Source organism: Mixta gaviniae, assembly GCF_002953195.1.
In the GTDB taxonomy this organism is placed as follows: domain Bacteria; phylum Pseudomonadota; class Gammaproteobacteria; order Enterobacterales; family Enterobacteriaceae; genus Mixta; species Mixta gaviniae.
Window position 1 is genome coordinate 1,124,767 of record NZ_CP026377.1, and the last position, 25,800, is coordinate 1,150,566.

The window sequence follows — 25,800 nt, forward strand, 5'->3', positions numbered from 1 at the left end:
GCCTGCGCCTCGCCGCCGTGTTGCAGAGGGGGCTTACTTTGCCGGAATCGCTTTCAGCAGTTCCGTTAGCAGCTGCCAGTAAAGGCCGACGCTGCCAATATGCACCTGCTCATCCGGCGAGTGCGGGCCGGTAATGGTGGGGCCGATAGAGACCATATCCATCTCCGGATACGGTTTCTTGAACAGGCCGCACTCCAGACCGGCGTGGATCACCTGAATGTTCGGCGTCTTGTTGAACAGACGCTGATAGGTTTCACGCACCAGCGCCATCACCGGCGAGCTGGCGTCCGGTTGCCAGCCCGGGTAGCTGCCTTTCACCAGGGTTTGCGCGCCGGCCAGTTCGCTCAGCGAGGTCAGCATCTCAACCACATACTCTTTGCCGCTGTCGATCAGCGAGCGGATCAGGCAGTTGATTTTCGCTTCCTGCTCGCTCATGGTCACCACGCCCACGTTCAGGGAGGTTTCCACTACGCCTTTCGCCACGTCGGAGTTGCGGATCACGCCGTTCGGCGTGCTGTTCAGCAGGGCGATAAAGCGGTCGCGGCTCTCTGCGGTCAGCGCCAGCGCATCGGTGCCCACCGGTTCGGTTTGCAGCGCGATGTTTTTCTCAATCATTCCCAGCTCATTTTGCAGCGTCGCCAGGTAGCCCATCGCTGCCGCTTTCAGGGCATCGATTTTCGCCGTCGGCAGGGCGAAGGTCGCGAACGCCTCGCGCGGAATCGCGTTGCGCAGCGTGCCGCCACTGAAATCCACCAGACGCAGATCGAAATCGCGCGCGTGCGCGGCGAGGAAGCGCGCCAGCAGCTTGTTGGCGTTGCCGAGGCCGACATGAATTTCCGCGCCGGAGTGGCCGCCTTTCAGGCCTTTCAGCGTCAGGCGCAGATGCTCGTAACCGGCCGGCGTCGCCTCGCGCTGCAGCGGCAGCGTGGCGGTAAAATCGATGCCGCCGGCGCAGCCCATATAAATCTCGCCTTCTTCTTCGGAGTCGGTGTTGATCAGGATCTCCGATTGCAGCCAGTTCGGTTGCAGGCCGAAGGCGCCGTCCATGCCGGTCTCTTCGGTCATGGTCAGCAGCACTTCCAGCGGGCCGTGCTGCACGCGCTCATCGGCCAGTACCGCCAGCGCCGACGCCATGCCGATGCCGTTGTCTGCGCCCAGCGTGGTACCACGCGCTTTAACCCACTCGCCGTCGACATAAGGCTGAATCGGGTCTTTAGCGAAATCATGCACGGTGTCGTTATTTTTCTGCGGCACCATATCCAGGTGCGCCTGCAGCGCCACCGGCTTACGGTTTTCCATGCCCGGCGTGGCCGGTTTGCGGATGAGAATATTGCCGACCTGGTCGCGTTCGCACCAGAAGCCCTTCTCCTGTGACCAGGAGAGAATATGCTGCGCCAGCGCTTCTTCATGAAAAGAGGGATGGGGGATGGAGCAGATTTTGGCGAAAATATCCCACAGCGGCTGGGGAGAGAGTTGAGACAATTCAGACACGACAGGTCTCCTGTGTCATCGGCGCGCGGCTGCGCCCCGTTGCAAAATTTCCGGTAATCGATCGCCGTCAGCGAATCTGACGTGATGCAGTGAGAATAACATCCTTTATTGTCCGCTGTGCAGTCAGGCGCGTTAAAATGCGGCAACCGCGCTATCCGGTGCTGGTTTTTAGCGCGTCAGATCCTTATAATGCCGCGCAACCTTTTCCCATTGCACATTTTTTAAGCCAATTCGGTTGGCCGGGATTCCTTTTATGAGCGAAAAATACGTCGTCACCTGGGACATGCTGCAAATTCATGCCCGCAAACTGGCTCAGCGCCTGCTTCCTGTTGAACAGTGGAAAGGCATTATCGCGGTTAGCCGCGGCGGCCTGGTTCCTGCTGCGCTGCTGGCGCGCGAACTCTCCATCCGCTACGTTGATACGGTTTGCATCTCCAGCTATGACCATGACCATCAGCGCGAGATGAACGTCCTGAAGCGCGCGGAAGGCGACGGCGAAGGTTTTATCGTCATTGATGACCTGGTGGATACCGGCGGTACCGCGCAGGCGATCCGCGAAATGTACCCGAAAGCGCGTTTCGTCACCATCTTTGCCAAGCCGGCCGGCGCGCCGCTGGTAGATGACTACGTAGTGGATATTCCGCAGAACACCTGGATCGAGCAGCCGTGGGATATGGGCGTCGCCTTTATTCCGCCGATCGTCAATCGCTGATTGACCTGCATCAAAACAGCGCCCGGTTCCGCCGGGCGTTGTCGTTTCTGCGGGTCGCGCCTCTGCCATCGGTGAAGTAAACTCTGGTTTCATCATCGCGCCGTGGGAAAAGGGCTACATCATGTCAGCAAAGAATCTCAGCGAAGAGCTGTTTAAACCCCGCTTCAAACATCCTGAAACCTCCTCGCTGGTGCGTCAGCGCCATCATTTGACCGCGACTCTGCACTCCACGCTGGAGGGCGAAAGCCATACCGGCTGGTATCGTATGCTGAATCGCCTGCTCTGGAGCTGGCGCGGGCTATCGGCGCTGGAGATCGGCGAGGTGCTGGCGCGCATCGCCGCCAGCGGCGCGGAACGCACCAGCGAGGCGCTGCTGGATACGGTGATCGGCTATCGCGGCGGCAACTGGATTTACGAATGGAGCAAGCAGGCGGCGCTCTGGCAACAGAAAGCGCAGGAGGCGGGCGAGACGCCGGAAGCGGGCGGGCACTGGCTGCACGCGGTGAATCTCTACAGCCTGGCTGCCTGGCCGCATATTAAAGGCGACGAGCTGGCGGAACAGGCGCAGATCCTGGCCAACCGCGCCTATGAAGAGGCGACGCTGCGCCTGCCGGGCGAGCTGAAAGAGCTGACCTTTCCTGTTCAGGGCGGCAGCGCCATCACCGGCTTCCTGCATATGCCGCCCGAGGTGAGCGCGCCGTATCCCACCGTGCTGCTGTGCGGCAGCCTCGACAGCCTGCAGATCGACCATTATCGCCTGTTCCATGACTACCTGGCGCCGCGCGGCATCGCCATGTTGACCCTCGATATGCCGTCGGTGGGCTTCTCATCAAAATGGAAGCTGACCCAGGATACCAGTTTCCTGCATCAGCAGGTGCTGCGCGGGCTGGATGCCGTGCCGTGGGTCGACCATACACGCGTGGCGGCGCTGGGCTATCGTTTCGGCGCGAACGTGGCGGTGCGGCTGGCCTATCTGGAGGCGCAGCGCCTGCGCGGCGTCGCCACGCTGGGGCCGATCGTGCATGCGCTGCTGGCCAACCCCGCCCAGCAGACTCATGTACCCGACATGTATATTGATGTGCTGGCCAGCCGCCTCGGTATGGCGCGCGCTACCGATGAGACGCTCAGCACCGAGCTGAACCGCTATTCGCTGAAAACCCAGGGGCTGCTGGGACGCCGCACGCCGACGCCAATGCTGGCGGGCTACTGGCCAAACGATCCCTGGAGCCCGGAGGAGGATGCGCGACTGATTGTCAACTCCTCCGCCAGCGGCAAGCTGCTGCCGATCGGCTTTTCGCCGGTGCTGAATAATTTCGATCGGGCGCTGCACACCACCTGTGACTGGCTGCTGCAACAGTTGAAGTGATAAGTTGCTATTTTGCCTCAGTTTGCTAAAACTGTTAGCTCATTAAAGGAGGTGTAAACCATGACGTTACCGAATGGACATCCCAGAAGCCGGTTAATTAAACGTTTTACCGCGCTGGGCCCCTATATCCGCGAGAACAAATGCGAAGATGCGCGTTTCTTTTTCGACTGCCTGGCCGTTTGCGTCAACGTTAAGCCCGCACCGGAAAACCGTGAATTCTGGGGATGGTGGCTGGAGCTGGATGCGCAATCCGACCACTTTACCTATCAGTACCACTTTGGTCTGCACGATAAGGATGGCGAATGGAAGCCATGCGCCATCAAAGGCAAAGAAAACGAAGAGAAGCTGGAAGAGACGCTGCGTAATTTCCATCAGCGCCTGAAGGCCACCCTGGACGAACTGCAGCTGGGGTTGTTGCCGGCGGAAGGCGCCAGCGAGCAGCCGGTGAAACTCACCGCCTGATCGCGCGACGAACAGAAAAGGGCAGGCGAATCGCCTGCCCTTTTTTTATCCTGCGCGGCGCGTGGCCAGCGGTCTGTTGCAGCAATCCGGATGGAGCCAGGCCGCCGGCGCCGCGCTTGCGCATCAGAACTGGTAAGTCATGCCAATTGCCACGATATCGTCGGTGTTGCGGTTCAGCGTATTGTTGTCATCCAACAGGTTGATTTTGTAATCCACAAAGGCCGACATGTTTTTGTTGAAGTAGTAGGTCGCGCCGACGTCAGCAAATTTGTAGTAGTCCGCATCGCCCACGCCGCCTTCGATATCTTTCACTTTGGTCTGCACGTAAGCCAGAGAAGGGCGCAGGCCAAAATCAAACTGATACTGCGCCACCAGCTCAATGTTCTGCAGCTTGTTGGCGTAGCCGCTGATGTTCTGCTCGGTGCCGTTAACGTTGACGTTGCTGCCGCTGATTGGGTTCATATTCCGCGTTTCCGCGTAGGTGGCCGCCAGGTAGACGCCGTTGTCGTCATATTTCAGGCCCGTCGCCCAGGCTTCCGCTTTCTCGCCGCCGCCAAAGGCACTGTTTTTCTGATCCAGCGTACGGTTGGAGGAGGAGACCGCGCCTTTCAGGCTCAGGCCATCAATGATCTTATAAGAGAGTGAGGCGGCCATGCCGTCGCCGTTAGACACGCCGTCGCTGCGCGTGGAGTTTTCGTTCTTGCCCTGATACTGCAGAGCAAAATCCAGGCCATCCACCAGCCCGAAGAAGTTGCTGTTGCGGTAGGTCGCCACGCCGTTGGTACGGGTCAGCATATAGACATCAGCGGAGGTATAAGCGGTGGCGCCGAACTCCGGCATCATGTCAGTAATCGCTTCCACGTCATAAATCAGGCCGTAATTGCGGCCGTAATCGAATGAGCCGTAGTCGCCCGCTTTCAGGCCGGCGAAGCCCAGACGGGTTTTGTTGCCGACGTTGGAATCGCTTTCCGGGTTATTGAGGTTGTACTGATATTCCCACTGGCCGTAGCCGGTCAGCAGGTCGTTAATCTGAGTCTGGCCTTTGAAGCCGATACGCACGTAGGACTTGTCAGCGTTGTTGCTGGCGTTGGTTTCCGCATCGCTGATGTAGCGCATTGCTTTCAGTTTGCCGTAGAAATCCAGCTTGTTGCCGTCTTTGTTATACACTTCGGCGGCCTGTGCGCCAGAGCCGAGAGCCAGTGCAGAGATCAGCAGTGCCAGTGCGTTCTTTTTCATTTGTTATCTATCCCGATGAGTAAAAAAATAAAAAGTTTGTGTCACTTGTTGTAAAAAACAGGAACGTTTTTACCGGGATTGTGTGAATGTTTTATGAAGCTTTTCCGCCTTTCTTGTGAATGGCGAACTTTTGGTCTACGCCGCTGTCGCCAATTTTCCACGCTTTTCCCGCCCTGACGGTTGGCTTCCTCCCTGACTCCTGATAAAACGTCCGTTCAAAGACATTTTTACTACGGCAGGAAAACATGAGCGGCAGTCAGACCCTGGTGGTCAAACTGGGGACCAGCGTACTGACCGGCGGATCGCGTCGGTTAAATCGGGCACATATTGTGGAGTTAGTTCGTCAGTGCGCACAGCAGCACGCGGCGGGCCATCGAATTGTGATCGTCACCTCCGGCGCGATGGCTGCCGGGCGTGAACACCTGGGCTACCCGGAGCTGCCGCCTACCATCGCCTCAAAGCAGCTGCTGGCTGCGGTGGGGCAGAGCCGTCTGATCCAGCTGTGGGAACAGCTGTTCTCCATCTATGGTATCAATATCGGCCAGATGCTGCTGACGCGCGCGGATATGGAAGATCGCGAGCGCTTCCTTAACGCGCGTGACACCCTGCGCGCGCTGCTGGACAACAATATTGTGCCGGTTATCAATGAGAACGATGCGGTAGCGACGGCGGAGATCAAGGTTGGCGACAACGACAACCTGTCGGCGCTGGCGGCGATGCTGGCGGGCGCTGATAAGCTGCTGCTGCTGACCGATCAGCAGGGGCTGTTTACCGCCGATCCGCGCAGTAACCCGCAGGCATCGCTTATCAGCGACGTTCATGCCATTGACGACGCGCTGCGCACCATCGCCGGCGACAGCGTTTCCGGGCTAGGCACCGGCGGTATGACCACCAAACTGCAGGCGGCGGACGTTGCCTGCCGCGCCGGCATCGACGTGATTATCGCCGCAGGCAGCCGCCCGGGCGTGATTGGCGACGTAATTGAAGGCAAACCGGTCGGCACCCGTTTCCACGCGCAGCAGTCGCCGCTGGAGACGCGTAAGCGCTGGATTTTCGGCGCGCCGCCGGCGGGCGAAATCGTGATCGACGATGGCGCGCTGTCGGCGGTGCTGGAACGCGGCAGCTCGCTGCTGCCGAAAGGCATTCGCGAAGTGAGCGGCAACTTTTCCCGTGGCGAGGTGATCCGCATTCGCAGCCTGCTGGGGCGCGATATCGCCCACGGCGTTTCACGCTATAACAGCGATGCGCTGCGCATGATCGCCGGCCATCACAGCCAGGAGATCAGTGATATCCTGGGATATGAATATGGTCCGGTCGCGATGCACCGTGACGACATGATTGTCAGCTAAGGGGGCATCAATGCTGGAAGAAATGGGCAAGGCGGCCAAAGCGGCCTCATATCAGCTCGCCACGCTGACCACCGCGGAGAAAAACCGCGTGCTGATGACCATCGCCGATCAACTGGAAGCGCAGGGCGCCGCCATTCTCGCCGCTAACGAGCAGGATCTGGCGGATGCGCGCGCCAGCGGTCTGAGCGAAGCGCTGCTCGATCGTCTGATGCTTAACCCGGCGCGTCTGAAGGGCATTGCCGACGATGTGCGCCAGGTATGCCGGCTGACCGATCCGGTCGGTCAGCTGATCGACGGTGGCCAGCTGGACAGCGGGCTGCGCATTGAACGTCGCCGCGTGCCGCTGGGCGTAGTCGGCGTCATTTATGAAGCGCGCCCCAACGTGACAGTGGATGTGGCTTCGCTCTGCCTGAAAACCGGCAACGCGGTGATCCTGCGCGGCGGTAAAGAGACATATCGCACCAATGGCGCCACGGTGCGCGTGATCCAGTCGGCGCTGGCGCAGCACGGCCTGCCGGCCGGCGCGGTGCAGGCGATTGAAAGCCCGGATCGCGAGCTGGTAAACCAGCTGCTGAAGCTGGATCGCTATGTGGATATGCTAATCCCGCGCGGCGGCGCAGGGTTGCACAAGCTGTGCCGCGAGCAATCGACGATTCCAGTGATCACCGGCGGCATTGGCGTTTGTCATATCTATATCGACGCCGACTTCGAGCCGGAAGCGGCGCTGAAGGTGATCGTTAATGCGAAGAAGCAGCGCCCCAGCGCCTGTAACTCGGTTGAAACGCTGCTGGTGAACGCCGCCGTAGCGGATGCTTTCCTGCCTGCGCTGAGCCAGCGTATGGCGCAGGAGGCGATCACGCTGCACGCCGACCCACGCGCGCTGCCGCTGTTGCAGCAAGGCCCGGCTGACGTAGAGGCGGTGAAAGCGCAAGAGTATGACAATGAATGGCTGTCGCTTGATTTGAACGTGCGCATTGTGGACGATATGGATGAAGCGATCGCGCATATTCGCGCGCATGGCACCCAGCATTCCGATGCGATTCTGACGCGCGACACGCGCGCCGCCGATCGTTTCGTCAGGCAGGTGGACTCCTCAGCGGTGTATGTTAACGCCAGCACCCGCTTTACCGACGGCGGCCAGTTTGGCCTGGGCGCGGAAGTGGCGGTCAGTACGCAGAAGCTGCATGCGCGCGGCCCGATGGGGCTGGAAGCGCTCACAACCTATAAATGGATTGGTTACGGCGACGATACCGTGCGGGCGTAGCGGAAAGCGTGACGGCGCGCGGAGAGATAGCAGGGCGGCTGTAACGCTGGTCGCTGTCAACGGTAATCCGCCCGCTGGCGACAAAAGCAGCATCCGATGCGGCGCCTCTTGACTCAGGCGCCGCTTTTTTTTAACGTTACAGCCCGTAGTGTCCCTTCTCAAAGCCGGTATAGCTCAGTTGGTAGAGCAGCGCATTCGTAATGCGAAGGTCGTAGGTTCGACTCCTATTACCGGCACCACTTCAACGTCCTCAAACGTTCGTATCTATCCATAAAATATCGGTTTTATAACGACTTTGGTGCTTTTTTTGTCCGGGATTAATCCCTGGTCTTCCAATAGAATCCGGTACTGAATATGTATAGGATTTTGTATATGTTCCTGTTCGGTCTTAGCTTCCTGTACACCTGCCTTTAAACGATATGTAGATTCGCTGCGCTAAGCCTGAAGCTAAAGGCTATACATTTGATGATGGGCAAGGGCTGTCTTTACTTGTAGAACCCAATGGAAGCAAGCGCTGGCGGTTCCGTTATCGTTTTACCGGTAAGCCCAAAATGATCTCGACTGGGCTATACCTGATAAGCACGCTCGGTAGTGTTCGTTCCCATCATGAGGATGCCCGAAACGAGTCGCAGAAGGAAAATATCAGAGCGAGGTTCGAAGAGAGCAAAAGCTTGCCTGCAAACTGAGCCTGAGGCGCTTACAAAAAGATTGCCAGAGAGTGGCATTGGATGAAGTCTGCCAAATGGTCGGCAGTAAGCATCAGGTATGATGGGAGTGCTTCAAAACGATATTTTTCTGATGTATGCACAGGGTTGGTAGGCCAATTTAAATCGCGAGGATTGCTGGACGTGCTGTGTAAAATTGAGAAATACGGTGTGCCAGAAAAGCTGCTTAAAGTACGGCTGCGCTGCGCGAAAAATTTTTGCTGTGCTTTTGCTACAGGTATAGATGGGGTCAACCTATCAGCAATTTTCTCCAGTGCCCTTGAAGTACATCAATCCAATGATTTTCCGTTCCTTCAAACTGAGGAGATAATTGATTTTTACAAGCCTTAGACGGTTACTCCGGAGGTTGGCTTGTCCAAATTGATACGAAATTGCTAACAATCACTGGTGTGAGAAACATCGAATTACGTACAGCAGTATGGTCGGAATTTGATATAGATAACCCTGTTTGTGAAATTCCTGCGGAAAGGATGAAAATTCGCAGGACATATTTTATGCAATTATCAACTCAAGCGTTAGATTTGCTCAATGAACTCAAGATGATAACAGCGAACTATCATTATGCTTTTTCTGGGCGGAGTGATCCGAGTAAGGCGAAGAACGAAAAAAATATAAATCAGCTTTTAAGCGAATTAGCTACGGTGGAAAACTTACCGTGCATAGTTTTAGACGTGTGATGTCTACATTGTTGCATGAAAGGGTTTTTATTTATCATGGGTTGATATTCAATTAGCCCGTGTTGACAAAAATAATATCTGTGGGCTTGTAATCATACGTATAAAATATAAAGCGAAACGAGCTACTTCATATTATAAGCTGTATGTAGGTTATAAACAAAATCAAATGAATGAAGTTAGCGATAGATTTTATCTTAAATATCTAGATTTGCGCTATGTGAATTCACAAAGAGAACTTGCTAAATACATTTTTACAGAGGGAAAGCATTTACTTCGACTTGCTCAAGAAATTAGGGATAATGAACAAATTAGGAAGGATGAAGAGACTTTAAATTCATTAAGCCTTTTAGCGGCCCTCCTGCTATGCGTTCAGCTTTTTCAGGCGAAACCGGTAGCTTGTAGCCTTGTATCCCTGCCAGGATCCGGGTGGCGGTAGCGTCATGGCGTACTGCGCTGTCAGAATGCAGTCCTGTTTCGTTAAGGATGGCCTGATATTCTTCAGCCACCACGGGCGCGCTGATTTCAGCCTGACGGACAATGGCGCTACTTCTCATTCTGCGCTTTGGTTTCCGCCTCCGTTTCTTCACGGCGTTTGCGGATGTTACCGGCCATGTCTGCGGCAAGCCATGCAGACCAGCGGAGGTAATACCTATGTCCAGGGCTAATCAAAAGCAGCTACGAAGCGCAACAACCGCAAGATTCACGCCCGTACATTTCTGGCGACGTCGAAAGATAAAGTCTGGCTCGTTAAGACGCAGGAAGAGTGAGAGAAAATTAAATTGGCGCGAGCGGCTAACGTCATATTTTAGGGTGACTGGATGTAAATCCGTCGTTATGATTGCAATACATACAGCGTCATAAGGAGCGAGACGTGGATACAGTTGAGGAACTAAACGGAACATATTTTTATGCGGGGCGTTCAAACCTCACCGCCTCTGAACTATTTTTTATGATTTTCTGCGAAATGTTTGTCGATCAACTTGGTTTAGGTCTTGTTGATTTCGGTGCTGTTGCTGCCATTGTATCAGGGCGTAACACTCTCCCTACAAGGGCAAAACCAAACGGTGCTGAGAAGGGAACATCCTATGCATCTAAAGCCTCACGAAAAGTTTTCAAAAAAGCGCAGTTCCCTTTCGGGATAAAACTACCTTCCGTTATTGGTGGTTATCCACCTTCTACTATCAGGATTAGGGCTGTGGCTAATATTGGAACGTTTACGGGCAGGGCTATTCCTGTCGTGGGGTGGATTATTTTAGCTTCTGATATCGCTCAAATCACCCATCGTACTATTCGGGACTATAACGCCATAGCGCGGGGGAACGATAAATTATGGTAAGCAATGTTGAACAGCGCATTTATGAGCTAGTACGGCCTTACGCTGGCGCGTACCTATTCACGTTCAAACAAGTAGCGCTAACACCTAAAACGGATCTTGATACTGATTTGAGCCTTGATGACCTTGAAGCGGGTGAACTGATGGATAAGTTTTTCGAGGAATTTCAGGTTGAACGGGGAAGCTTTAAAATAGAAACTTACTATCCTGACGTTCCTGTTTCATGGCATCCTTTTAAGAAAGCAGCGCCTGTTTCTGTTCCTGATTTCAATATTGGTATGCTGATCGAGTCAGCAAAAGCCGGAAGATGGTTGTACAAATAAGGGCGCATTACTCCCATGAAGCGCTAACTTTATTTATGAAAAGTATATAAAGTTCAGGGTTGATTCTGCATAACGAATCGATGGGTTATCTTTATATAAAAACGGATGAATCAATGAATGCCGTGTTTAATAAAATCCTGCGTCTGATAGACTTTCTTTTCGGTGATTTAATCCCGCTGGCGATAATTGTGGCGGGCGCGCTCTTTTTTATCATTGTACTGCCAACGCATGCCATTCTGCTGACGGTTATCTGGGCGGTAGTGGTTATCGTTATCGATGTGCGTTATTCGAAATGGTATTAACATTCATCTCTGACCCGACGCCAGGATAATTATGCACCCTACCGATCTGGATACGCTCTACCGCGCCACCAATGACAAAACCGTCGCCCTCTGGCAACAGGAAAGCGGCATCGGCGAGGTGATGAGCGGAGAGTACTACCATCCGCGGAAGCTGGCGCTGGCGGCTGGTCTGCAACCGTCCATGCCGCCTGCCGTGCGCGCGCTTTTCGATGCGGTCCGCCAGCTAAGCGCAGAGGATGCGCTGGCGGATCTGCTGCCGACAGAGGCGTTTCATTTCACCTTTTTGCCCATCACACCGCCGCTGTACGAAGAGGAGGACGCGCTGCCGGAGGACATCGCGCCGCTGCTGCGCCTGTGGCAGAACTATCAGGGGCAGCGCGTAACGATAAAGGGGCTGCGGCTTGTGGCTTTGCCAGGACAGCTGCTGCTGGCGGGGGTGCCTGACGCTCAGGCGATAACGGCGCGTCAGCGCTTTTGTGAAGAGGTATTAGCCTCGCCCTGGCGGGAAGCGCTGCTGGCGCGTCATAAGAAAACGCCCCTGCCGGCGCCGTTCTGGCACAGCACGCTGCTGCGTTATCGGGCGCAGCGTCTGCCGGCGTCGCTGCAGCGCTATTTTCTTCAGGCTCAGCACGCTCGCTACGGCGACCTGTCAGGAGAGCTAAAGCTGGCGCAGGTGAACTACAACTGGACAACGTGCCGGGTCATTTAACGTGTCGCAACGCGGGCCGCTTATCTGGCGGCCCACACCATAAGGCAAACGGTTATGCCGCCAGCGTATTCAGGGCGTTCAGCTGCGCCTCCGGCAGCGTCAGCGTCGCAGCCTGAAATCAAGTTAGCCAACCCGCAAGAGGCTAAGGCGCTTTACAGCATCACCGCAGAGCGGGATGGTGCGCGCATTGTCGCGGCGGTTTATCAGCGTATGGTTGGGGCGATCGCAGCGATGCTTGCCAGAGGCGCGTTAAACAGACAGCGCGCAGCGCATAAAAAAATCCCCGCCGGCATCGCCGACGGGGATCCTCAGTAAAGCAGCAACGCTGTGCGCTTAGGGTCTTCTGAATAGGGCGAGGCTGCGGCCCTCCAGTTCAAAATCCATCTCTTTGGTGATCACCATACCCGGCTTCGCGTTATCAGAGGTAGAGAGTTCCAGCACCCAGCCGCCTTCGCCAAACTGCGGAATGCGGAACGGCACGTTGCCTTCAAACGGGTTGAACAGCATCAGCACGTCGTGCCAGATGCCTTCTTCCGGCTGCAGGTCGGCGCGGCCGATATAGACGCCGAGCGTAGAGCCTTCGTCCCACTGCTCCGACTGCTGGAAGCCGCCGCCGGCGTTAAACCATTTGATATCCATGCCGTCACGCCAGCTTTCGCGGCGCAGCAGCGGCTGCTGCGCCCGCAGCGTGATCACCCGACGGGTAAACTCGCGCAGCGCCTCGCAGGTTTCCGGCAGATCGTCCCAGTGAACCCAGGAGATCTCGCTATCCTGACAGTAGCCGTTGTTATTGCCCATCTGGCTGCGGCCGAACTCATCGCCCGCCAGCAGCATCGGCGTGCCGTGAGAGAAGAAGAGCGTGGCGAGGAAGTTGCGCTTCTGGCGGTCGCGCACCGCGTTGATACCTTCATCTTCAGTCGGGCCTTCGGCGCCATAGTTATATGAACGGTTATCGTTATGGCCGTCGTTGTTGTCCTCGCCGTTCGCCTCATTGTGCTTCTCGTTATAGGAGACCACATCGTTCAGCGTAAAGCCGTCGTGCGCGGTAATAAAGTTGACGCTCGCCCACGGGCGACGGCCGCGCTGATCGTAGAGATCGCCGGAGCCGAGCAGACGCGCGGCGAAATCGGTAGAGACGTTATCGCCTTTCCAGTATTCGCGCACCGTGTCGCGGTATTTATCGTTCCACTCCGCCCAGCCCGGCGGGAAGCCGCCCACCTGGTAGCCGCCGGGGCCGATATCCCAGGGTTCACCGATCAGCTTCACCTTAGACAGCACCGGATCCTGGGTTACCGCGTCGAAGAAGCCGCCGCGCTGGTCGAAGCCTTCCGGCTCGCGGCCCAGAATGGTGCCGAGATCGAAGCGGAAGCCGTCGACATGCATCGATTCCGCCCAATAGCGCAGCGAATCCATCACCATCTGCAGCACACGCGGGTGCGAGGTGTTAACGGTGTTGCCGGTACCGGTGTCGTTAATGTAATAACGATGCTGGTCAGGCATGGTGCGGTAATAGGAGAAGTTATCGATGCCTTTGAACGACAGCGTTGGGCCGAGTTCGTTACCTTCCGCTGTATGGTTATAGACCACGTCGAGGATCACTTCGATGCCGGCGTCGTGGAACGCACGCACCATATCGCGGAAGCCCTGAATGCCTTTCGGACCGTAGTAGCGCGGCGCCGGCGCGAAGAAGCCCAGCGAGTTGTAACCCCAGAAATTTTTCAGCCCCCTGTCCAGCAGATGCTGATCGTCCGGGAACCAGTGAACCGGCAGCAGCTCGACCGAAGTAATCCCGAGACTCTTGATATAGTCGACGGAAGCCTTGTGGCCCATGCCTTCGAAATTGCCGCGCAGCTCCGGCGGCAGGGCAGAGTTAAGCTGGGTAAACCCTTTGACATGGGTCTCGTAAATCACCGATTTCGGCCAGGCGATGGAAGGGCGATTATTATCCTGCCAGTCAAACTCATTAGGATCGACAACCCGGCATTTCGGCGTAAAAGGGGCGCTGTCGCGCGTATCGAAGGTCAGATCTTTATCTTCATGCAGCAGGTCGTAGGCGAAGTGGGCTTCGTTCCACTCGATATCGCCGACCAGCTCGCGCGCGTAAGGATCGATCAGGAGTTTATTGGGGTTAAAACGATGGCCGTTCTCCGGATCGTAAGGCCCGTGAACGCGATAGCCGTAGAGCGCGCCAGGCTTTAGGCCCGGTATATAGCCGTGCCAGACCTCATGGGTATATTCCGGCAGATCCAGCCGGGCGATTTCATTTTTGCCGCTCGGATCGTAGAGGCAAAGCTCCACGCGCTCCGCATGCGCCGAGAAGATCGCAAAGTTAACGCCGTCGCCATCAAAGTTGGCGCCGAGAAGATGACTATACCCTGCTGTTATTTCAAAAGGCTTACCGTTTGACATGCATTCTTCTCCATCGAATGAACATTTTGCCTGCAACAGCGTTTAGAAGCGCTTTCTGATAAGCAAAATCACACTGTTATAAGAACAACAGACGAACAACAATCAACCGACGCCATACTGATGTGGTCGGTCAGTAACATCTCTTCTCCGCTGAGAATATCGCGGTAGCGACGGTTAGCCAGCGATGCGGGCAAGGGGATCTCCGTTTCGCTCCAGCGCTCCAGCTGCGGCTGCGCCAGGCTGCCGTGCAGCGCGTTCAGCACCAGACGCGGTGCGATAACGATCAGCGCCTCATTCTCCTGCGCGCGCGCATAGGCGATAACGTTTTCTGCTCGCTTGCCGGCGGCGGCCAGCGGCAGGTAGTCGCCTTTGCGGAACAGCATCGGCTTCTGCTGACGGAAACGCAGTAGCCTGGCGGTAACATGCTGCTTCAGCTCGCCGCTCAGCCAGTTCTGCTCATTGCTGGTGGTCGGCGTCTCATCGTCAGCCAGCCACTGCTCCAGCGTGGCGAAATCGGGTTCGCGGCGGTTATCAGGATCGACAAGGCTGAAATTCAGCCCTTCGCTGCCCTGATAGATATCGGGCACGCCCGGCGCGGTCAGCTTGATGATGGTCTGGGTCAGGCTGTTGACCAGGCCGGCGCGTACATAGGGCTGGATGGTACGGTAAAAGTCCTGCAAAAAGGTCTGGTTGGCTGGCGAAAGCAGGTGGCGTGCATAATCCAGCACCGCCGTTTCATAGGCGTCATTGCTATCGCCCCAGTTAGTGCGCAGCTTGGCCTCGCGCAGCGCCTTTTCGGTAAAGGCGAGGAAACGCTCCTCCAGCGCTTTCAGCCCCGCCTCGTCGTTCGGACGCAGCGTGGTCGGCCAGACGCCGACCAGCGCCTGATAGAGCATCCAGGCGACGGCCGGCTTCGGCGCGGTGCCATCTTCAAGCTGCACCACCTTCTGTTGGTTCATCTGGCGCCAGCGGGCGACGCATTCCGCCCACAGCTCCGGCGCTTCGGTTAGCGTATAGAGCCGCGCGCGCGCATCTTCGCCGCGTTTGGTGTCGTGCGTGGAGGTGCCGGAGAGGGCGTCGGGCTGACGCTCCAGACGCGTTTTCATCTCAGCGTGAAAACGGTTGAGCGAGAAGGCGCGCGGCATCGGCTCGGCGCCCACTTCGTTCAGCGCCAGCTCCATGTTCTGGCGGAAGAACAGCGTATCCTCGACCGATTTCGCCATCAGCGGGCCGGTCAGCTGCTGGAAACGGGTGCGGAAATTCGCTGCATCCGCCGCCGCCGCTTCGGAAACCTTGCCTGCCAGAATGTCGGTCAGCACATCAAGCGCCTGGGTATCGGGCGCGTGGGCGCTGCTTTTTACGCGCTGCACGATCTTCTGCAGCAACGCCAGGCCTTCCGGCGGCAGCCCCTCTGTGGTGCCGTAGGTGCGATAGACCGGGAAGGCAACCAGCAGTTCGCGCAGCGCGCCGCGCAGTGCGTCCTCGTGCAGCCCGGCGTTTTCCGTATTGGCGATAGCCATCGCCAGACGCAGCAGGGTGGTGAACTCGCCTTCGAAGTTCTTATCGGCCATCAGCAGTTTGGCCGCGCGCAGTTCGGCGCGCATGTCCACCGGCTTGCCGACAACGTTATCCCAGGCGGCGCGCAGCGCGTCGAGCTGCTCGTCATCCACCAGCACGTCGGAAAGCGATTCGATAAACTCATAGCCGGTAGTGCCGGAAATCGGCCACTCTTGCGGGATCTGCTCGTTTTTGCCGAGGATTTTCTCGACGGTGATATAGCAATCCGGGCCCGCCTCCTGGCGCAGCAGCTCCAGGTAGGCTTTCGGATCGGCGAGCCCGTCGACATGGTCAACGCGCAGGCCGTCGACTGCGCCGGAATGCACCAGCTCCAGAATCAGCCGATGGGTATCGTCGAATACCGGCTTATCCTCGACGCGCACGCCGACCAGCCCGGTAATCTCGAAAAAGCGGCGGTAGGAGAGGTCACGCGGCGCATCGCGCCAGGACATCAGCCGCCACGGCTGCTGTTCGTGCAGCGCGGCGATCTGCGCTTTATCGCGCAGCTTCAGGATCTCTTCTTCGCGCCCTTGCCAGCTCTCCGGCGTCAGCGGGTAGTAGCTGTCGTAATAGGCGAACGCCGGCTTACCGCTGTTCGGATCCGCCTTGACGCTGATTTCGCCGTTTTCCAGCACGGCCTCAAAGGTATCGCCGAGGAAAGGCAGCGTCAGGCGACGCGACCAGTCGATATCGAAATGGCGCGCGTAGCGGCTCTGCTTGCCATGCTCGATCACGTCGCGCCACCAGGCGTTCTCCAGCGAGGCGGCCATATGGTTCGGGACAATATCGAGGATCAGGCCGAGGCCTGCCTCTTTCAGCGTTTTCACCATCCGGTCGAAGCCTGCGCGGCCGCCGATGGAAGGCTCAATCTCGTTGGCGTCGGTAACGTCGTAGCCGTGAGTGGATTCTGCCGTGGCGGTAAAAATCGGCGAGGCGTAAAGATGGCTGATGCCGAGCCGCTTCAGGTAGGGCACCAGCGCCGCGGCGCGGTCAAAGGTCATGCCGTTACGAAACTGAATGCGATAGGTAGCGGTTGGGATCTTCACGTTGCATCTCCAGAGGCCAGGCGAACAATAATCGAATTCTGCGGCAGCGCATCGGCCGCCTGCGGCCAGGCGAACAGGGTGTCGCCCGGCAGATCGGGTAACGGCTGCGTGGTCTCGCCGATATTCAGCGCCATCGACAGCGTGCCGCGCGGGAAAGCCCAAGTGACGGCGAAAAAGCCTTCTGCTGTCTTCACCACTTTGCCGGCGTCACCGCCGGCGGTGGCCAGCAGCGGCACCAGATGCTGCTGACGCAGCGCCAGCAGTTCGCGGGTCAGCGCCAGCCAGGCTTTGCCTTCCTCGCTCTCCCGCTTTTTCCAGTCGAGCTTCGACATCTCGAAGGTTGCTTTGGCATTCGGATCGGGCACGCTTTCGCCTTCATGCCCGGCGTGGCCCTGGAACTCGCGCGCGCGGCCTTCGCGCACCGCCTTCGCCAGATCGCCATGGAAATCGGTAAAGAACAGGAACGGGTTGGTTTCGCCATACTCTTCGCCCATAAAGATCAGCGGAATATGCGGCGACAGCAGCAGCATCGACAGCATCACTTTGGTGCGGTCGGCGCCGGCCAGATCGATCAGTCGCTCACCTTGCGCGCGGTTGCCGACCTGGTCATGGTTCTGAATAAAATCGACAAAGGCGACCGGTGGCTGCCCGGTGCTTTTCACGCCGCGCTTCTCGCCGCTCTGCGCCGATACTTCGCCCTGATAGACGAACCCTTCGGTCAGCGCGCGCGCGATGCGTTTCTCCGGCTCGCTGGCAAAATCCTGGTAGTAGGCGTGCGTTTCGCCGGTAGCGAACACATGCACGGCGTTGTGCAGGTCGTCGTTCCATTCGCCGGTGAACAGCGGCGCTGAGCCATCTTCCGCGCGCGGATGCAGGAAAATCACGTTACGGCAATCTTCGGTGGTCAGATGGATCGGCCGATCGGTAATCTCAGCGCGGATGCGCTCGGCGATGTCGATCAATACATGCTTGTCGGAAGGATCTTCAATCTGGTCGATGGCATCGAAGCGCAGGCCGTCAAGGTAATACTCCTGCAGCCAGAACAGCGGCGCTTCTTCGATATAGCGGCGCGCCGCGTCGACATCATAGGCGATGCCGGCGCCCCACGGGGTCATGCGCTCTTTATGGAAGAAGTCGGGCGACAGCAGCGGCAGATAGTTGCCCTCCGGCCCGAAGTGGTTAAGCACAATATCAAGCACCACCGACAGGCCATGGCCATGCGCGGCGTCGACAAAGGCTTTGAAGTCATCCGGTGTGCCGTAGGCGGAGTGGGGCGCATAGAGCAGTACACCGTCGTAACCCCAGCCGCGATTGCCGCCGAACTGGGAAAGCGGCATCACTTCAATCATCGTCACGCCGAGTTCAGCCAGCCACGGCAGCTTATCGATAGCGGCGCGGAAGGTGCCTTCCGGCGTGAAGGTGCCCATATGCATCTCATAGACCACGGTCTCGGTCCACGGGCGGCCTTTCCAGTCGCTGTTTTGCCATGCATAGCCGGCAGGATCGATAACCAGCGAAGGGCCGTTTACCTCCGCCTTCTGCGCGCGCGCGGCGGGATCCGGCACCACAGTGCCGTCGGCGAGAACAAAATTATATTCAGCGCCCGGCGCGACGCCGGCCGCTTCAAGCTCGAACCAGCCGTCGCCGGCCGGCGTCATTTCGCGCTCCTGGCCTGACAGCCTGAGCGTGATTTTTTGCTGGCCGGTAGCCCAGAGACGAAAACGAACGGTGTCGGCGGCCACATATTCAGCGCCCCAACTTTTAAGAAATGATTTGGACTCCATTCAACTGCCTCGTGTTAACCCAGATGTGAGCAATAGACGACATCGCCCGCCAAATGCCGGCGATGTGAGTTTCAGGTGCTTAAATCTGTAAGCGTGATCTGGTGCCGTAGTGGGGCATCGCTCTTCTGGTCAGTCACGAAGTGGCTGCCCCCCAGAGAATGCGTATTGAAACGGTGTCCGGCGGTTTCGGCTCCAGGCAGCATACAAAGAACAATCATAGACCATCGGGCAGGAAGTGAAGGGCCGCGATAGCAGAGCGGCAGAACGAAGATAACCTTTGTGAGCCAGGCGGAAATAGAGGGATGAGGGGAGACGACGCGGCGGCAGGCGGCGCCGCTACGCTACGCCGGGGACTTTCTCGCTCACCTGATGGACGTTAATGCCTTGCTGCTCAAGCCGCTGGCGGTAGCGGTCGTCGAGACCGCTATCGGTGATCACATGACGGAAAGGGCGGTCAACGGCAATCGGGTAGGGGTGAAACTGCCCGAATTTCGAGGAATCGGTTAAAGCGAAGGTATCGATATCTTTTGCCATTACTGCATTGACGATATCGCTGCGCAGCATATTGCGGCCGGTAAAGCCGGTATCGGGATGCCAGCCGTCGATGCCGATAAAAGCTTTCTGGAAATGCACCTGCTGAATGCAGCTGCGGGTCAGCGGGCCGACCACCGACTCGCTGCTTTTCTGATAGAGGCCGCCCAGCACGATCACTTCGCAACGCGACGCTTTCAGCAGCCCGGCGATATAGTGGCTAACGGTGACAATGGTGATGCTGTCATTGTCTGCCAGGCAGCGCGCCAGCAGGGCGTTGGTGCTGCCGCCTTCGATAAACACCGACTCGCCGGGTTTTACCAGCGAGGCGGCGTAATCCGCCAGCCCCTGCTTCAGCGGAAAACGTGCCTGCATGCGCGCCGCAACGTCATCGCCTTCCAGAGAGATGGCGGAACCGTGAACGCGCTTCAGGTAGCTGCCTTTCTCCAGCGTCGTGAGGTCCTGCCGCACCGTAACTTCGGAAACGTGCGTCAGGCGCGACAGCTCGCTGACGCTGATGCTGCCTCTTTCATTAACCAGCTGAATAATCTGTAACTGCCTTGCGTTCATCCGGCGTCTCATCCTGGGGCGGGGGAGGGGAGTATAACAAAATCGTCTGCGGATCGCATGGTGCCCCGGCAGCGCGCCGGAGCGGTCCGCATGGCGGCAGAGCGCTCTGCCGACGCTGTTGATATCACGGGAAGAACAGTTTTGCTGCGCGCTCCGCGCAGGAGAAAGAGCGTCCTCCCTGCACGCCAGCTCACGAGAAAAGCGTTCTGCCTGCGTGCAGACGCTCTTTCCTGCCCGCCTGCTGTACTACGCGTAAGACGCCCCCTCTCTGCCGCCTCAGAGCGGGTCGATGCCCAGCGCGCGACGGCCGCGCGCATTAAGATCGCTGATAAGAAAACGATCTTTCCAGCTCTGTTCATAGTTTTCACGCGGGAAATCTGCCGGCGAGGTACCGGTTTCCAGCGCCTCGCGCACGCGCTGCGCGTAGGCCCTGTTTTTCGCGCACGCCGGTGCCGCCGGGATATACATCACGTTGCCCCAGCCCTGCTGATTTTCCACCGGCGCTACCGAGTGGATCACATCGCAGTGCCACCAGACCGAATCGCCCGCCTCCAGTGCCGGGATGCTGCTCAGCCCGGCGATCAGGTGCGGATGCCAGCGTTCGGAAACCGGCAGCACCCGGCCCGGCGCCACGCCGCACAGCTCATCTTCCGGTACGTCATCCAGCAGCGGACGCAGCAGGATATAGGCCATCGCTTCCGGCACCGGCACCACATGCAGCAACCCCTGGCCCAACGCCATATCCGACAGCGCCGTCCAGCCCTGGAAGGTGCGGAACGCGGAGCATTTGGTGGTGTTGTCCACGTCATACTCGTTAACGTCGGGGCGGTGCGCCGCATCCCAGGGATCGTATTCCGCGAAGCGGTTATTGAAAATCTTGCCAAACACCTGTTGATAGGCGGGCAGCAGCCAGCGCTCCAGCGCGCCGGAATCGGTATGCGCGCCCAGCCCTTTTGAGGTCGTGCCCGGCAGGCGGCGTCGAATACGGTCGGGATAGATAATGTTAACGTCCGGATTGAACCACTCACCTTCGGCGTGCTTAAAGGTCCACAGGCGGTTAAGGAAGGACTGAACGGCAGCGATTTCATCACTCTGCCGCGCCTCCATCTGCGCCTTCGACCAGTAGATCGGGTAGATTTCCGGACGTGACGCCTCCAGCGAGCCGAAGAAATTATCGCCGGGGCCGCGGTAGACCTCATCGAAGTGGTTTTCATCCAGATAGCGCAACATTGAGGCATCCATCGCCAGCGCCGCGTCGCGGCGGAAGGTCTGTTTCACGACCAGACAGCCGCGGCGTTTTATCCGGGCTATCTGCGCGGGCGTCACCTTGCCTGCCGCTATCTCTTCCTGCAGCAGCACCGGCCAGGCGCTGCCGTTGCGCCGCTCCTCTTCCCGGGCGGCGGCGATCTCCGTTTCGATCTTCTGACAAACCTGACGGAACAGGCCCCCGACGTCGCCAATCTGCGCGCGTAACGCCCGCTTCATTTCAATAACGTTCTGTTTGACGTCGGCCGGTAAGGTCAGTGAGGTAAAGGATGCGCTCATCGGTTTCTCCGCAGGTTAGATTAGCCCGTTGCCGGTAAATGAAAGCATTTACTTTCATTCGTAACTTTAGCGCGAAAGATAACAAAGAAGATCCTTTTGAGAAGTGAAAAGGATCACGCTTTTCACATTTCGATAACTTAAGCGGGAGAGTGCTAACCCAGGCAGGGAGAACGCCAGGCTGCGGGTCACCCGGCGTTGGCTGTTGCGGAGTGCCCGCTAACGGGCTACAGGCCCGCCTTGCCGAAGGCGGCAAGCCACTCCTGGTCAAATTTTTCTACGGCGGCGGCGACGGCAGGCGCGGCGATCATCTGCTCCGCCACCTCCAGCGGCAGCGTGATTGAAGCGCAGCCGGTCAGCAGGCACGCCAGCGCCTGACGCGGCGTTTTAAAGCTGGCCGCCAGTACCTTCGCGCCCGGCGCGTGCAGCGTTAACAGCTGCTGCAGCTCGCTTACTGTCTGGATACCATCACCGCCCTGGGCGTCGAGCCGGTTAACATAAGGCGCGACATATTCCGCGCCGGCCAGTGCTGCCAGCAGGCCCTGCGCGGCGCCGTAAACCGCGGTGCCCAGCGTCGGGATGCCCGCCGCGCGCAGCTGTTTTATCGCCGCCAGCCCTTCCGCCGTTACCGGAACCTTCACCACCAGATCGTTAATGATGGCGCGCAGTCGGTGCGCCTCTTCTACCATGCCATCGGCCTGCGGTGCCATGACCTGCGCAAACAGCCTGCCGCGCCCGCCCAGCGCCTCTTTCAGCGCCGGCAGTACGACTTCGGGCGGCGTTTTACTGCTGGCGATAATGCTCGGATTGGTGGTGACCCCGGCGAGGGGGAAAATGCGCGCCAGGCGCGTAACAGCCGCGACGTCAGCGGTATCGAGATAGAGTTCCATAGCCGGCTCCTGAGGAGATCGTGAGGTTTAGCAAGTTTCGCTGAGTATATCGCCCATCCCTGCTTTTTTATTGACCCGTATCAATATCGCTTTCTTTCGAAAGGTACCAAATCTTCGAACGTAAGAAAGGAGAGGGCGTATGATTTTTAATATCCAGCGTTATTCCACGCATGACGGTCCCGGCATCCGCACCGTTGTCTTCCTGAAAGGCTGCTCGCTGGGATGCCGCTGGTGCCAGAATCCTGAAAGCCGCTCGCGCCAGAAAGATCTGCTGTATGACGCGCGCCTCTGCCTTGAGCAGTGCGATCTCTGCCAGCGCGCGGCGCCGGAGGTTATCACCAGAACGCGCAATGGCCTGACGATTGACCGCCCGCGCCTGCAGCCGCGCCATATCGACGCGCTGGAAAACTGCTGTCCGACGCTGGCGTTAACCCTCTGCGGCGAAGAGAAGCCGCTGGAGGCGATCATGGCGGCGGTCAGGCGCGACAAGCCTTTCTACGCGCGCAGCGGCGGCGGCGTCACGCTATCGGGCGGCGAACCCTTTATGAACCCGGCGCTGGCGGCGGGGCTGTTCCGCCAGTGCCATGACGAGAACATCCACACGGCGGTGGAGAGCTGTCTGCATGTGCCGTGGCGCTATATCGAACCCGCGCTGCCCTGGATCGATCTCTTTCTGGCGGATCTGAAGCATGTCGATGAGGCGCGCTTCCACGCCTGGACCGACGGCTCGGCGAAACGGGTGCTTGCTAACCTGCGCCGGGTGGCCGCCGCCGGCAAGGCGATGACGATTCGCGTGCCGCTGATCCCAGAGTTCAACGCCGATGAAGCGTCGATCCGCGCCATCGTCAATTTCGCTGCGGACGAACTTGGCGTCAGCGCCATCCATTTTCTTCCTTACCACACGCTGGGCATGAACAAATACGCCCTGCTTCATCAGCCTTACCTTGCGCCGGATAAACCGCTGGATAACCCGGCGCTGCTTACCTTTGCGCAGCATTACGCCGCGCAAAAAGGCCTGACGGCGACCCTGAGAGGATAAACGATGACGACTCTGAAACTCGATACCCTGAGCGAACGTATTAAGGCCCACAAAGACGCGCTGGTGCATATCGTCAAGCCGCCGGTATGTACCGAGCGCGCCGCGCACTACACCAAAATCTGCCAGGAAAATATGGATAAGCCGGTACCGGTGCGCCGGGCGCTGGCGCTGGCTTACCACCTCGCCAACCGCACCCTGTGGATTAAGCATGACGAGCTGATCATCGGCAACCAGGCGAGCGAAGTGCGTGCCGCGCCGATCTTCCCGGAATATACCGTCAGCTGGATCGAAAAAGAGATCGACGATCTGGCCGATCGTCCCGGTGCCGGTTTTGCGGTCTCGGAGGAGAATAAGCGCGTGTTGCATGCCATCTGTCCGTGGTGGCGCGGCCAGACGGTGCAGGATCGTTGCTACGGCATGTTCACCGATGAGCAGCAGGCGCTGCTGGCGACCGGCATCATTAAAGCCGAAGGCAATATGACTTCCGGCGATGCGCATCTGGCGGTCAACTATCCGCTGCTGCTGGAGAAAGGGCTGGACGGCCTGCGGGAAAAGGTGGCGGAGCGCCGCAGCCGCCTTAACCTCACCGTGCTGGAGGATCTGCATGGCGAACAGTTCCTGAAGGCGATCGCTATCGTGCTGGAGGCGGTGAGCGATCATATTATCCGCTACGCCGATCTGGCGCGGCGCATGGCGGCGCAGGAGACGCGTCCGGCGCGTAAAGAGGAGCTGTTGCGCATCGCGGAAAACTGCGAAGTGATCGCGCACCAGCCGCCGAAAACCTTCTGGCAGGCGCTGCAGCTCTGCTACTTTATCCAGCTGATGCTGCAAATCGAATCCAACGGCCATTCAGTCTCGTTCGGCCGCATGGACCAGTATCTCTATCCGTTTTACCGCCGCGACGTGGAGCTGGAGCAGACGCTGACGCGCGAGCAGGCGATTGAGCTGCTACACGGCTGCTGGCTGAAGCTGCTGGAAGTGAACAAAATCCGCTCCGGCTCCCACTCTAAAGCCTCCGCCGGCAGCCCGCTTTATCAGAACGTCACCATCGGCGGGCAGACGCTGCGCGACGGCAAAGGCGTCGATGCGGTGAACCCGCTCTCTTACGCCATTCTGGAATCGTGCGGCCGCCTGCGCTCCACGCAGCCGAACCTCAGCGTGCGCTACCACGCAGGTATGAGCGACGATTTTCTCGATGCCTGCGTACAGGTGATCCGCTGTGGCTTTGGCATGCCCGCCTTTAACAACGATGAGATCGTCATCCCCGAATTTATTAAGCTCGGCGTCACGCCGGAGGACGCCTGGGACTACGCCGCCATCGGCTGCATCGAAACCGCCGTCGGCGGCAAATGGGGCTACCGCTGCACCGGCATGAGTTTTATCAACTTCGCGCGGGTGATGCTGGCGGCACTGGAAGGGGGCCGCGACGCCACCAGCGGCAAGGTGTTTCTGCCGCAGGCGCAGGCGCTGTCAAAAGGCAACTTTACCGATTTCGCTGAGGTGCTGGCCTGCTGGGATAAGCAGATCCGCTACTACACCCGTAAATCGATCGAGATTGAATATGTGGTGGATACCGTACTGGAGGAGAATGCACACGATATTCTCTGCTCGGCGCTGGTGGATGACTGCATCGAGCGCGCAAAAAGCATTAAGCAGGGCGGGGCGAAGTATGACTGGGTTTCCGGCCTGCAGGTGGGCATCGCCAACCTCGGCAACAGCCTGGCGGCGGTGAAAAAGCTGGTGTTTGAGCAGGGCACCATCGCGCAACAGCAGCTGGCGCAGGCGCTGGCGGCTGATTTCGACGGGCTGACTCATGAACAGCTGCGTCAGCGGCTGATCAACGGCGCGCCGAAGTACGGCAACGATGACGATAGCGTGGATGCGCTGCTGGTGCGCGCGTATCAGACCTATATCGACGAAATTAAACACTATCATAACCCGCGTCACGGCCGTGGCCCGATCGGTGGCAATTACTATGCGGGCACCTCCTCTATTTCCGCCAACGTGCCGTTCGGCGCACAGACCATGGCGACGCCCGACGGCCGCAAAGCGGGTACCCCGCTGGCGGAAGGAGCCAGCCCCGCCTCCGGCACCGACCATCTTGGGCCGACAGCGGTGATCGGCTCGGTAGGCAAGCTGCCGACCGGCGCTATCCTCGGCGGTGTGCTGCTGAACCAGAAGCTGAATCCGGCGACGCTGGATAATGAGAGCGATCGGCAGAAACTGATGGCGCTGCTGCGAACCTTCTTTGAAGATCATAAGGGCTGGCATATTCAGTACAACATCGTGTCGCGTGAAACGTTGATCGAGGCGAAAAAGCACCCGGACCGCTATCGCGATCTGGTGGTGAAGGTGGCGGGCTATTCCGCCTTCTTCACCGCGCTGTCGCCCGATGCGCAGGACGATATTATCGCGCGTACCGAGCATACGCTGGCGTAGCGGCAGGCGGCAGGCGGCAGGCAGCAGGCAGCAGGCAGCAGGCG

20 protein-coding genes, 1 tRNA gene and 1 pseudogene are annotated in these 25,800 nt (G+C 58.3%); 13 read left to right on the forward strand and 9 right to left on the reverse strand.

The annotated features are described in order from the left end of the window. Positions 1 to 33: 33 nt before the first annotated feature. Positions 34 to 1,491: a beta-Ala-His dipeptidase gene (gene pepD / locus C2E15_RS05185; RefSeq protein WP_104956420.1), complete on the reverse strand. Its 1,458-nt coding sequence runs from the start codon at positions 1,489 to 1,491 to the stop codon at positions 34 to 36. A 253-nt stretch (positions 1,492 to 1,744) separates the two neighbouring features. On the opposite strand from pepD, the gene gpt reads away from it, so the two are divergent. The 3 genes from gpt (at position 1,745) to crl (ending at position 4,031) form a co-directional block, all read left to right on the forward strand. Continuing rightward, positions 1,745 to 2,203: a xanthine phosphoribosyltransferase gene (gene gpt, locus C2E15_RS05190; RefSeq protein ID WP_038627895.1), complete on the forward strand. Its 459-nt coding sequence runs from the start codon at positions 1,745 to 1,747 to the stop codon at positions 2,201 to 2,203. Between the two features lie 121 nt (positions 2,204 to 2,324). Next, positions 2,325 to 3,569: an esterase FrsA gene (gene frsA / locus C2E15_RS05195; RefSeq protein ID WP_104956421.1), complete on the forward strand. Its 1,245-nt coding sequence runs from the start codon at positions 2,325 to 2,327 to the stop codon at positions 3,567 to 3,569. Between the two features lie 60 nt (positions 3,570 to 3,629). Continuing rightward, positions 3,630 to 4,031: a sigma factor-binding protein Crl gene (crl, locus tag C2E15_RS05200; protein ID WP_104956422.1), complete on the forward strand. Its 402-nt coding sequence runs from the start codon at positions 3,630 to 3,632 to the stop codon at positions 4,029 to 4,031. 123 nt (positions 4,032 to 4,154) lie between these two features. Here crl and C2E15_RS05205 read toward each other — a convergent pair whose 3' ends face one another. Further along, positions 4,155 to 5,267, reverse strand: a complete 1,113-nt coding sequence (locus C2E15_RS05205; RefSeq protein ID WP_104956423.1) for a porin — start codon at positions 5,265 to 5,267, stop codon at positions 4,155 to 4,157. Between the two features lie 245 nt (positions 5,268 to 5,512). Between C2E15_RS05205 and proB the strand changes: the two genes are divergently transcribed. The 4 genes and pseudogenes from proB to C2E15_RS05225 form a co-directional block, all read left to right on the forward strand. Next, positions 5,513 to 6,616, forward strand: coding sequence for a glutamate 5-kinase (gene proB / locus C2E15_RS05210; RefSeq protein WP_104956424.1), 1,104 nt, complete (start codon positions 5,513 to 5,515; stop codon positions 6,614 to 6,616). Between the two features lie 10 nt (positions 6,617 to 6,626). Continuing rightward, positions 6,627 to 7,880, forward strand: coding sequence for a glutamate-5-semialdehyde dehydrogenase (gene proA, locus C2E15_RS05215; RefSeq protein WP_104956425.1), 1,254 nt, complete (start codon positions 6,627 to 6,629; stop codon positions 7,878 to 7,880). A 163-nt stretch (positions 7,881 to 8,043) separates the two neighbouring features. Next, positions 8,044 to 8,119 (forward strand) — tRNA-Thr (locus C2E15_RS05220). A gap of 186 nt (positions 8,120 to 8,305) precedes the next feature. After that, positions 8,306 to 9,430, forward strand: a pseudogene (locus tag C2E15_RS05225) (tyrosine-type recombinase/integrase); the annotation flags it as partial. 160 nt (positions 9,431 to 9,590) lie between these two features. Here the strand turns inward: C2E15_RS05225 and C2E15_RS21960 are convergent. Then, positions 9,591 to 9,836 carry a hypothetical protein gene (locus C2E15_RS21960; RefSeq protein ID WP_167391805.1) on the reverse strand — a complete coding sequence of 82 codons (246 nt, stop codon included), beginning with the start codon at positions 9,834 to 9,836 and terminating at the stop codon, positions 9,591 to 9,593. Between the two features lie 317 nt (positions 9,837 to 10,153). On the opposite strand from C2E15_RS21960, the gene C2E15_RS05230 reads away from it, so the two are divergent. From C2E15_RS05230 to C2E15_RS05245, 4 genes are all read left to right on the forward strand, one after another. Further along, positions 10,154 to 10,618 carry an STM2901 family protein gene (locus C2E15_RS05230; protein WP_104956426.1) on the forward strand — a complete coding sequence of 155 codons (465 nt, stop codon included), beginning with the start codon at positions 10,154 to 10,156 and terminating at the stop codon, positions 10,616 to 10,618. Further along, positions 10,612 to 10,938: a DUF1493 family protein gene (locus C2E15_RS05235; RefSeq protein ID WP_104956427.1), complete on the forward strand. Its 327-nt coding sequence runs from the start codon at positions 10,612 to 10,614 to the stop codon at positions 10,936 to 10,938. The genes C2E15_RS05230 and C2E15_RS05235 overlap by 7 nt, the downstream gene beginning before the upstream one ends. A 113-nt stretch (positions 10,939 to 11,051) precedes the next feature. Then, positions 11,052 to 11,240, forward strand: coding sequence for a hypothetical protein (locus tag C2E15_RS05240; protein ID WP_104956428.1), 189 nt, complete (start codon positions 11,052 to 11,054; stop codon positions 11,238 to 11,240). A gap of 31 nt (positions 11,241 to 11,271) precedes the next feature. Further along, positions 11,272 to 11,949, forward strand: coding sequence for a hypothetical protein (locus tag C2E15_RS05245; RefSeq protein ID WP_104956429.1), 678 nt, complete (start codon positions 11,272 to 11,274; stop codon positions 11,947 to 11,949). Positions 11,950 to 12,282: 333 nt separating this feature from the next. On the opposite strand, the gene glgX is transcribed toward C2E15_RS05245, so the two are convergent. The 6 genes from glgX to fsa form a co-directional block, all read right to left on the reverse strand. Beyond that, a complete protein-coding gene (glgX, locus tag C2E15_RS05255; RefSeq protein ID WP_104956431.1) occupies positions 12,283 to 14,358 on the reverse strand; it encodes a glycogen debranching protein GlgX in 2,076 nt (691 codons plus the stop codon). Positions 14,359 to 14,426: 68 nt separating this feature from the next. Continuing rightward, the gene (gene treY / locus C2E15_RS05260; protein ID WP_104956432.1) at positions 14,427 to 16,961 is read right to left on the reverse strand and encodes a malto-oligosyltrehalose synthase; all 2,535 of its coding nucleotides are present in this window, start codon (positions 16,959 to 16,961) and stop codon (positions 14,427 to 14,429) included. Beyond that, positions 16,958 to 18,745, reverse strand: a complete 1,788-nt coding sequence (treZ, locus tag C2E15_RS05265; RefSeq protein WP_104956433.1) for a malto-oligosyltrehalose trehalohydrolase — start codon at positions 18,743 to 18,745, stop codon at positions 16,958 to 16,960. Before treZ ends, treY begins: the two co-directional genes overlap by 4 nt. A 336-nt stretch (positions 18,746 to 19,081) precedes the next feature. Further along, positions 19,082 to 19,846, reverse strand: a complete 765-nt coding sequence (locus tag C2E15_RS05270) for a DeoR/GlpR family DNA-binding transcription regulator (RefSeq protein WP_104956434.1) — start codon at positions 19,844 to 19,846, stop codon at positions 19,082 to 19,084. A gap of 276 nt (positions 19,847 to 20,122) precedes the next feature. Then, the gene (locus tag C2E15_RS05275) at positions 20,123 to 21,391 is read right to left on the reverse strand and encodes a DUF1479 domain-containing protein (RefSeq protein WP_104956435.1); all 1,269 of its coding nucleotides are present in this window, start codon (positions 21,389 to 21,391) and stop codon (positions 20,123 to 20,125) included. Positions 21,392 to 21,615: 224 nt separating this feature from the next. Beyond that, a complete protein-coding gene (gene fsa, locus C2E15_RS05280; protein WP_104956436.1) occupies positions 21,616 to 22,278 on the reverse strand; it encodes a fructose-6-phosphate aldolase in 663 nt (220 codons plus the stop codon). A 139-nt stretch (positions 22,279 to 22,417) separates the two neighbouring features. Between fsa and C2E15_RS05285 the strand changes: the two genes are divergently transcribed. Both C2E15_RS05285 and C2E15_RS05290 read left to right on the forward strand, forming a co-directional pair. Next, on the forward strand, positions 22,418 to 23,317 hold the full coding sequence (locus C2E15_RS05285; protein WP_104956437.1) for a glycyl-radical enzyme activating protein: 900 nt from the start codon (positions 22,418 to 22,420) through the stop codon (positions 23,315 to 23,317). Positions 23,318 to 23,320: 3 nt separating this feature from the next. Then, complete coding sequence (locus tag C2E15_RS05290) at positions 23,321 to 25,756, forward strand: formate C-acetyltransferase/glycerol dehydratase family glycyl radical enzyme (RefSeq protein ID WP_104956438.1); 2,436 nt, start codon at positions 23,321 to 23,323, stop codon at positions 25,754 to 25,756. The last annotated feature ends 44 nt before the right edge of the window (positions 25,757 to 25,800 follow it).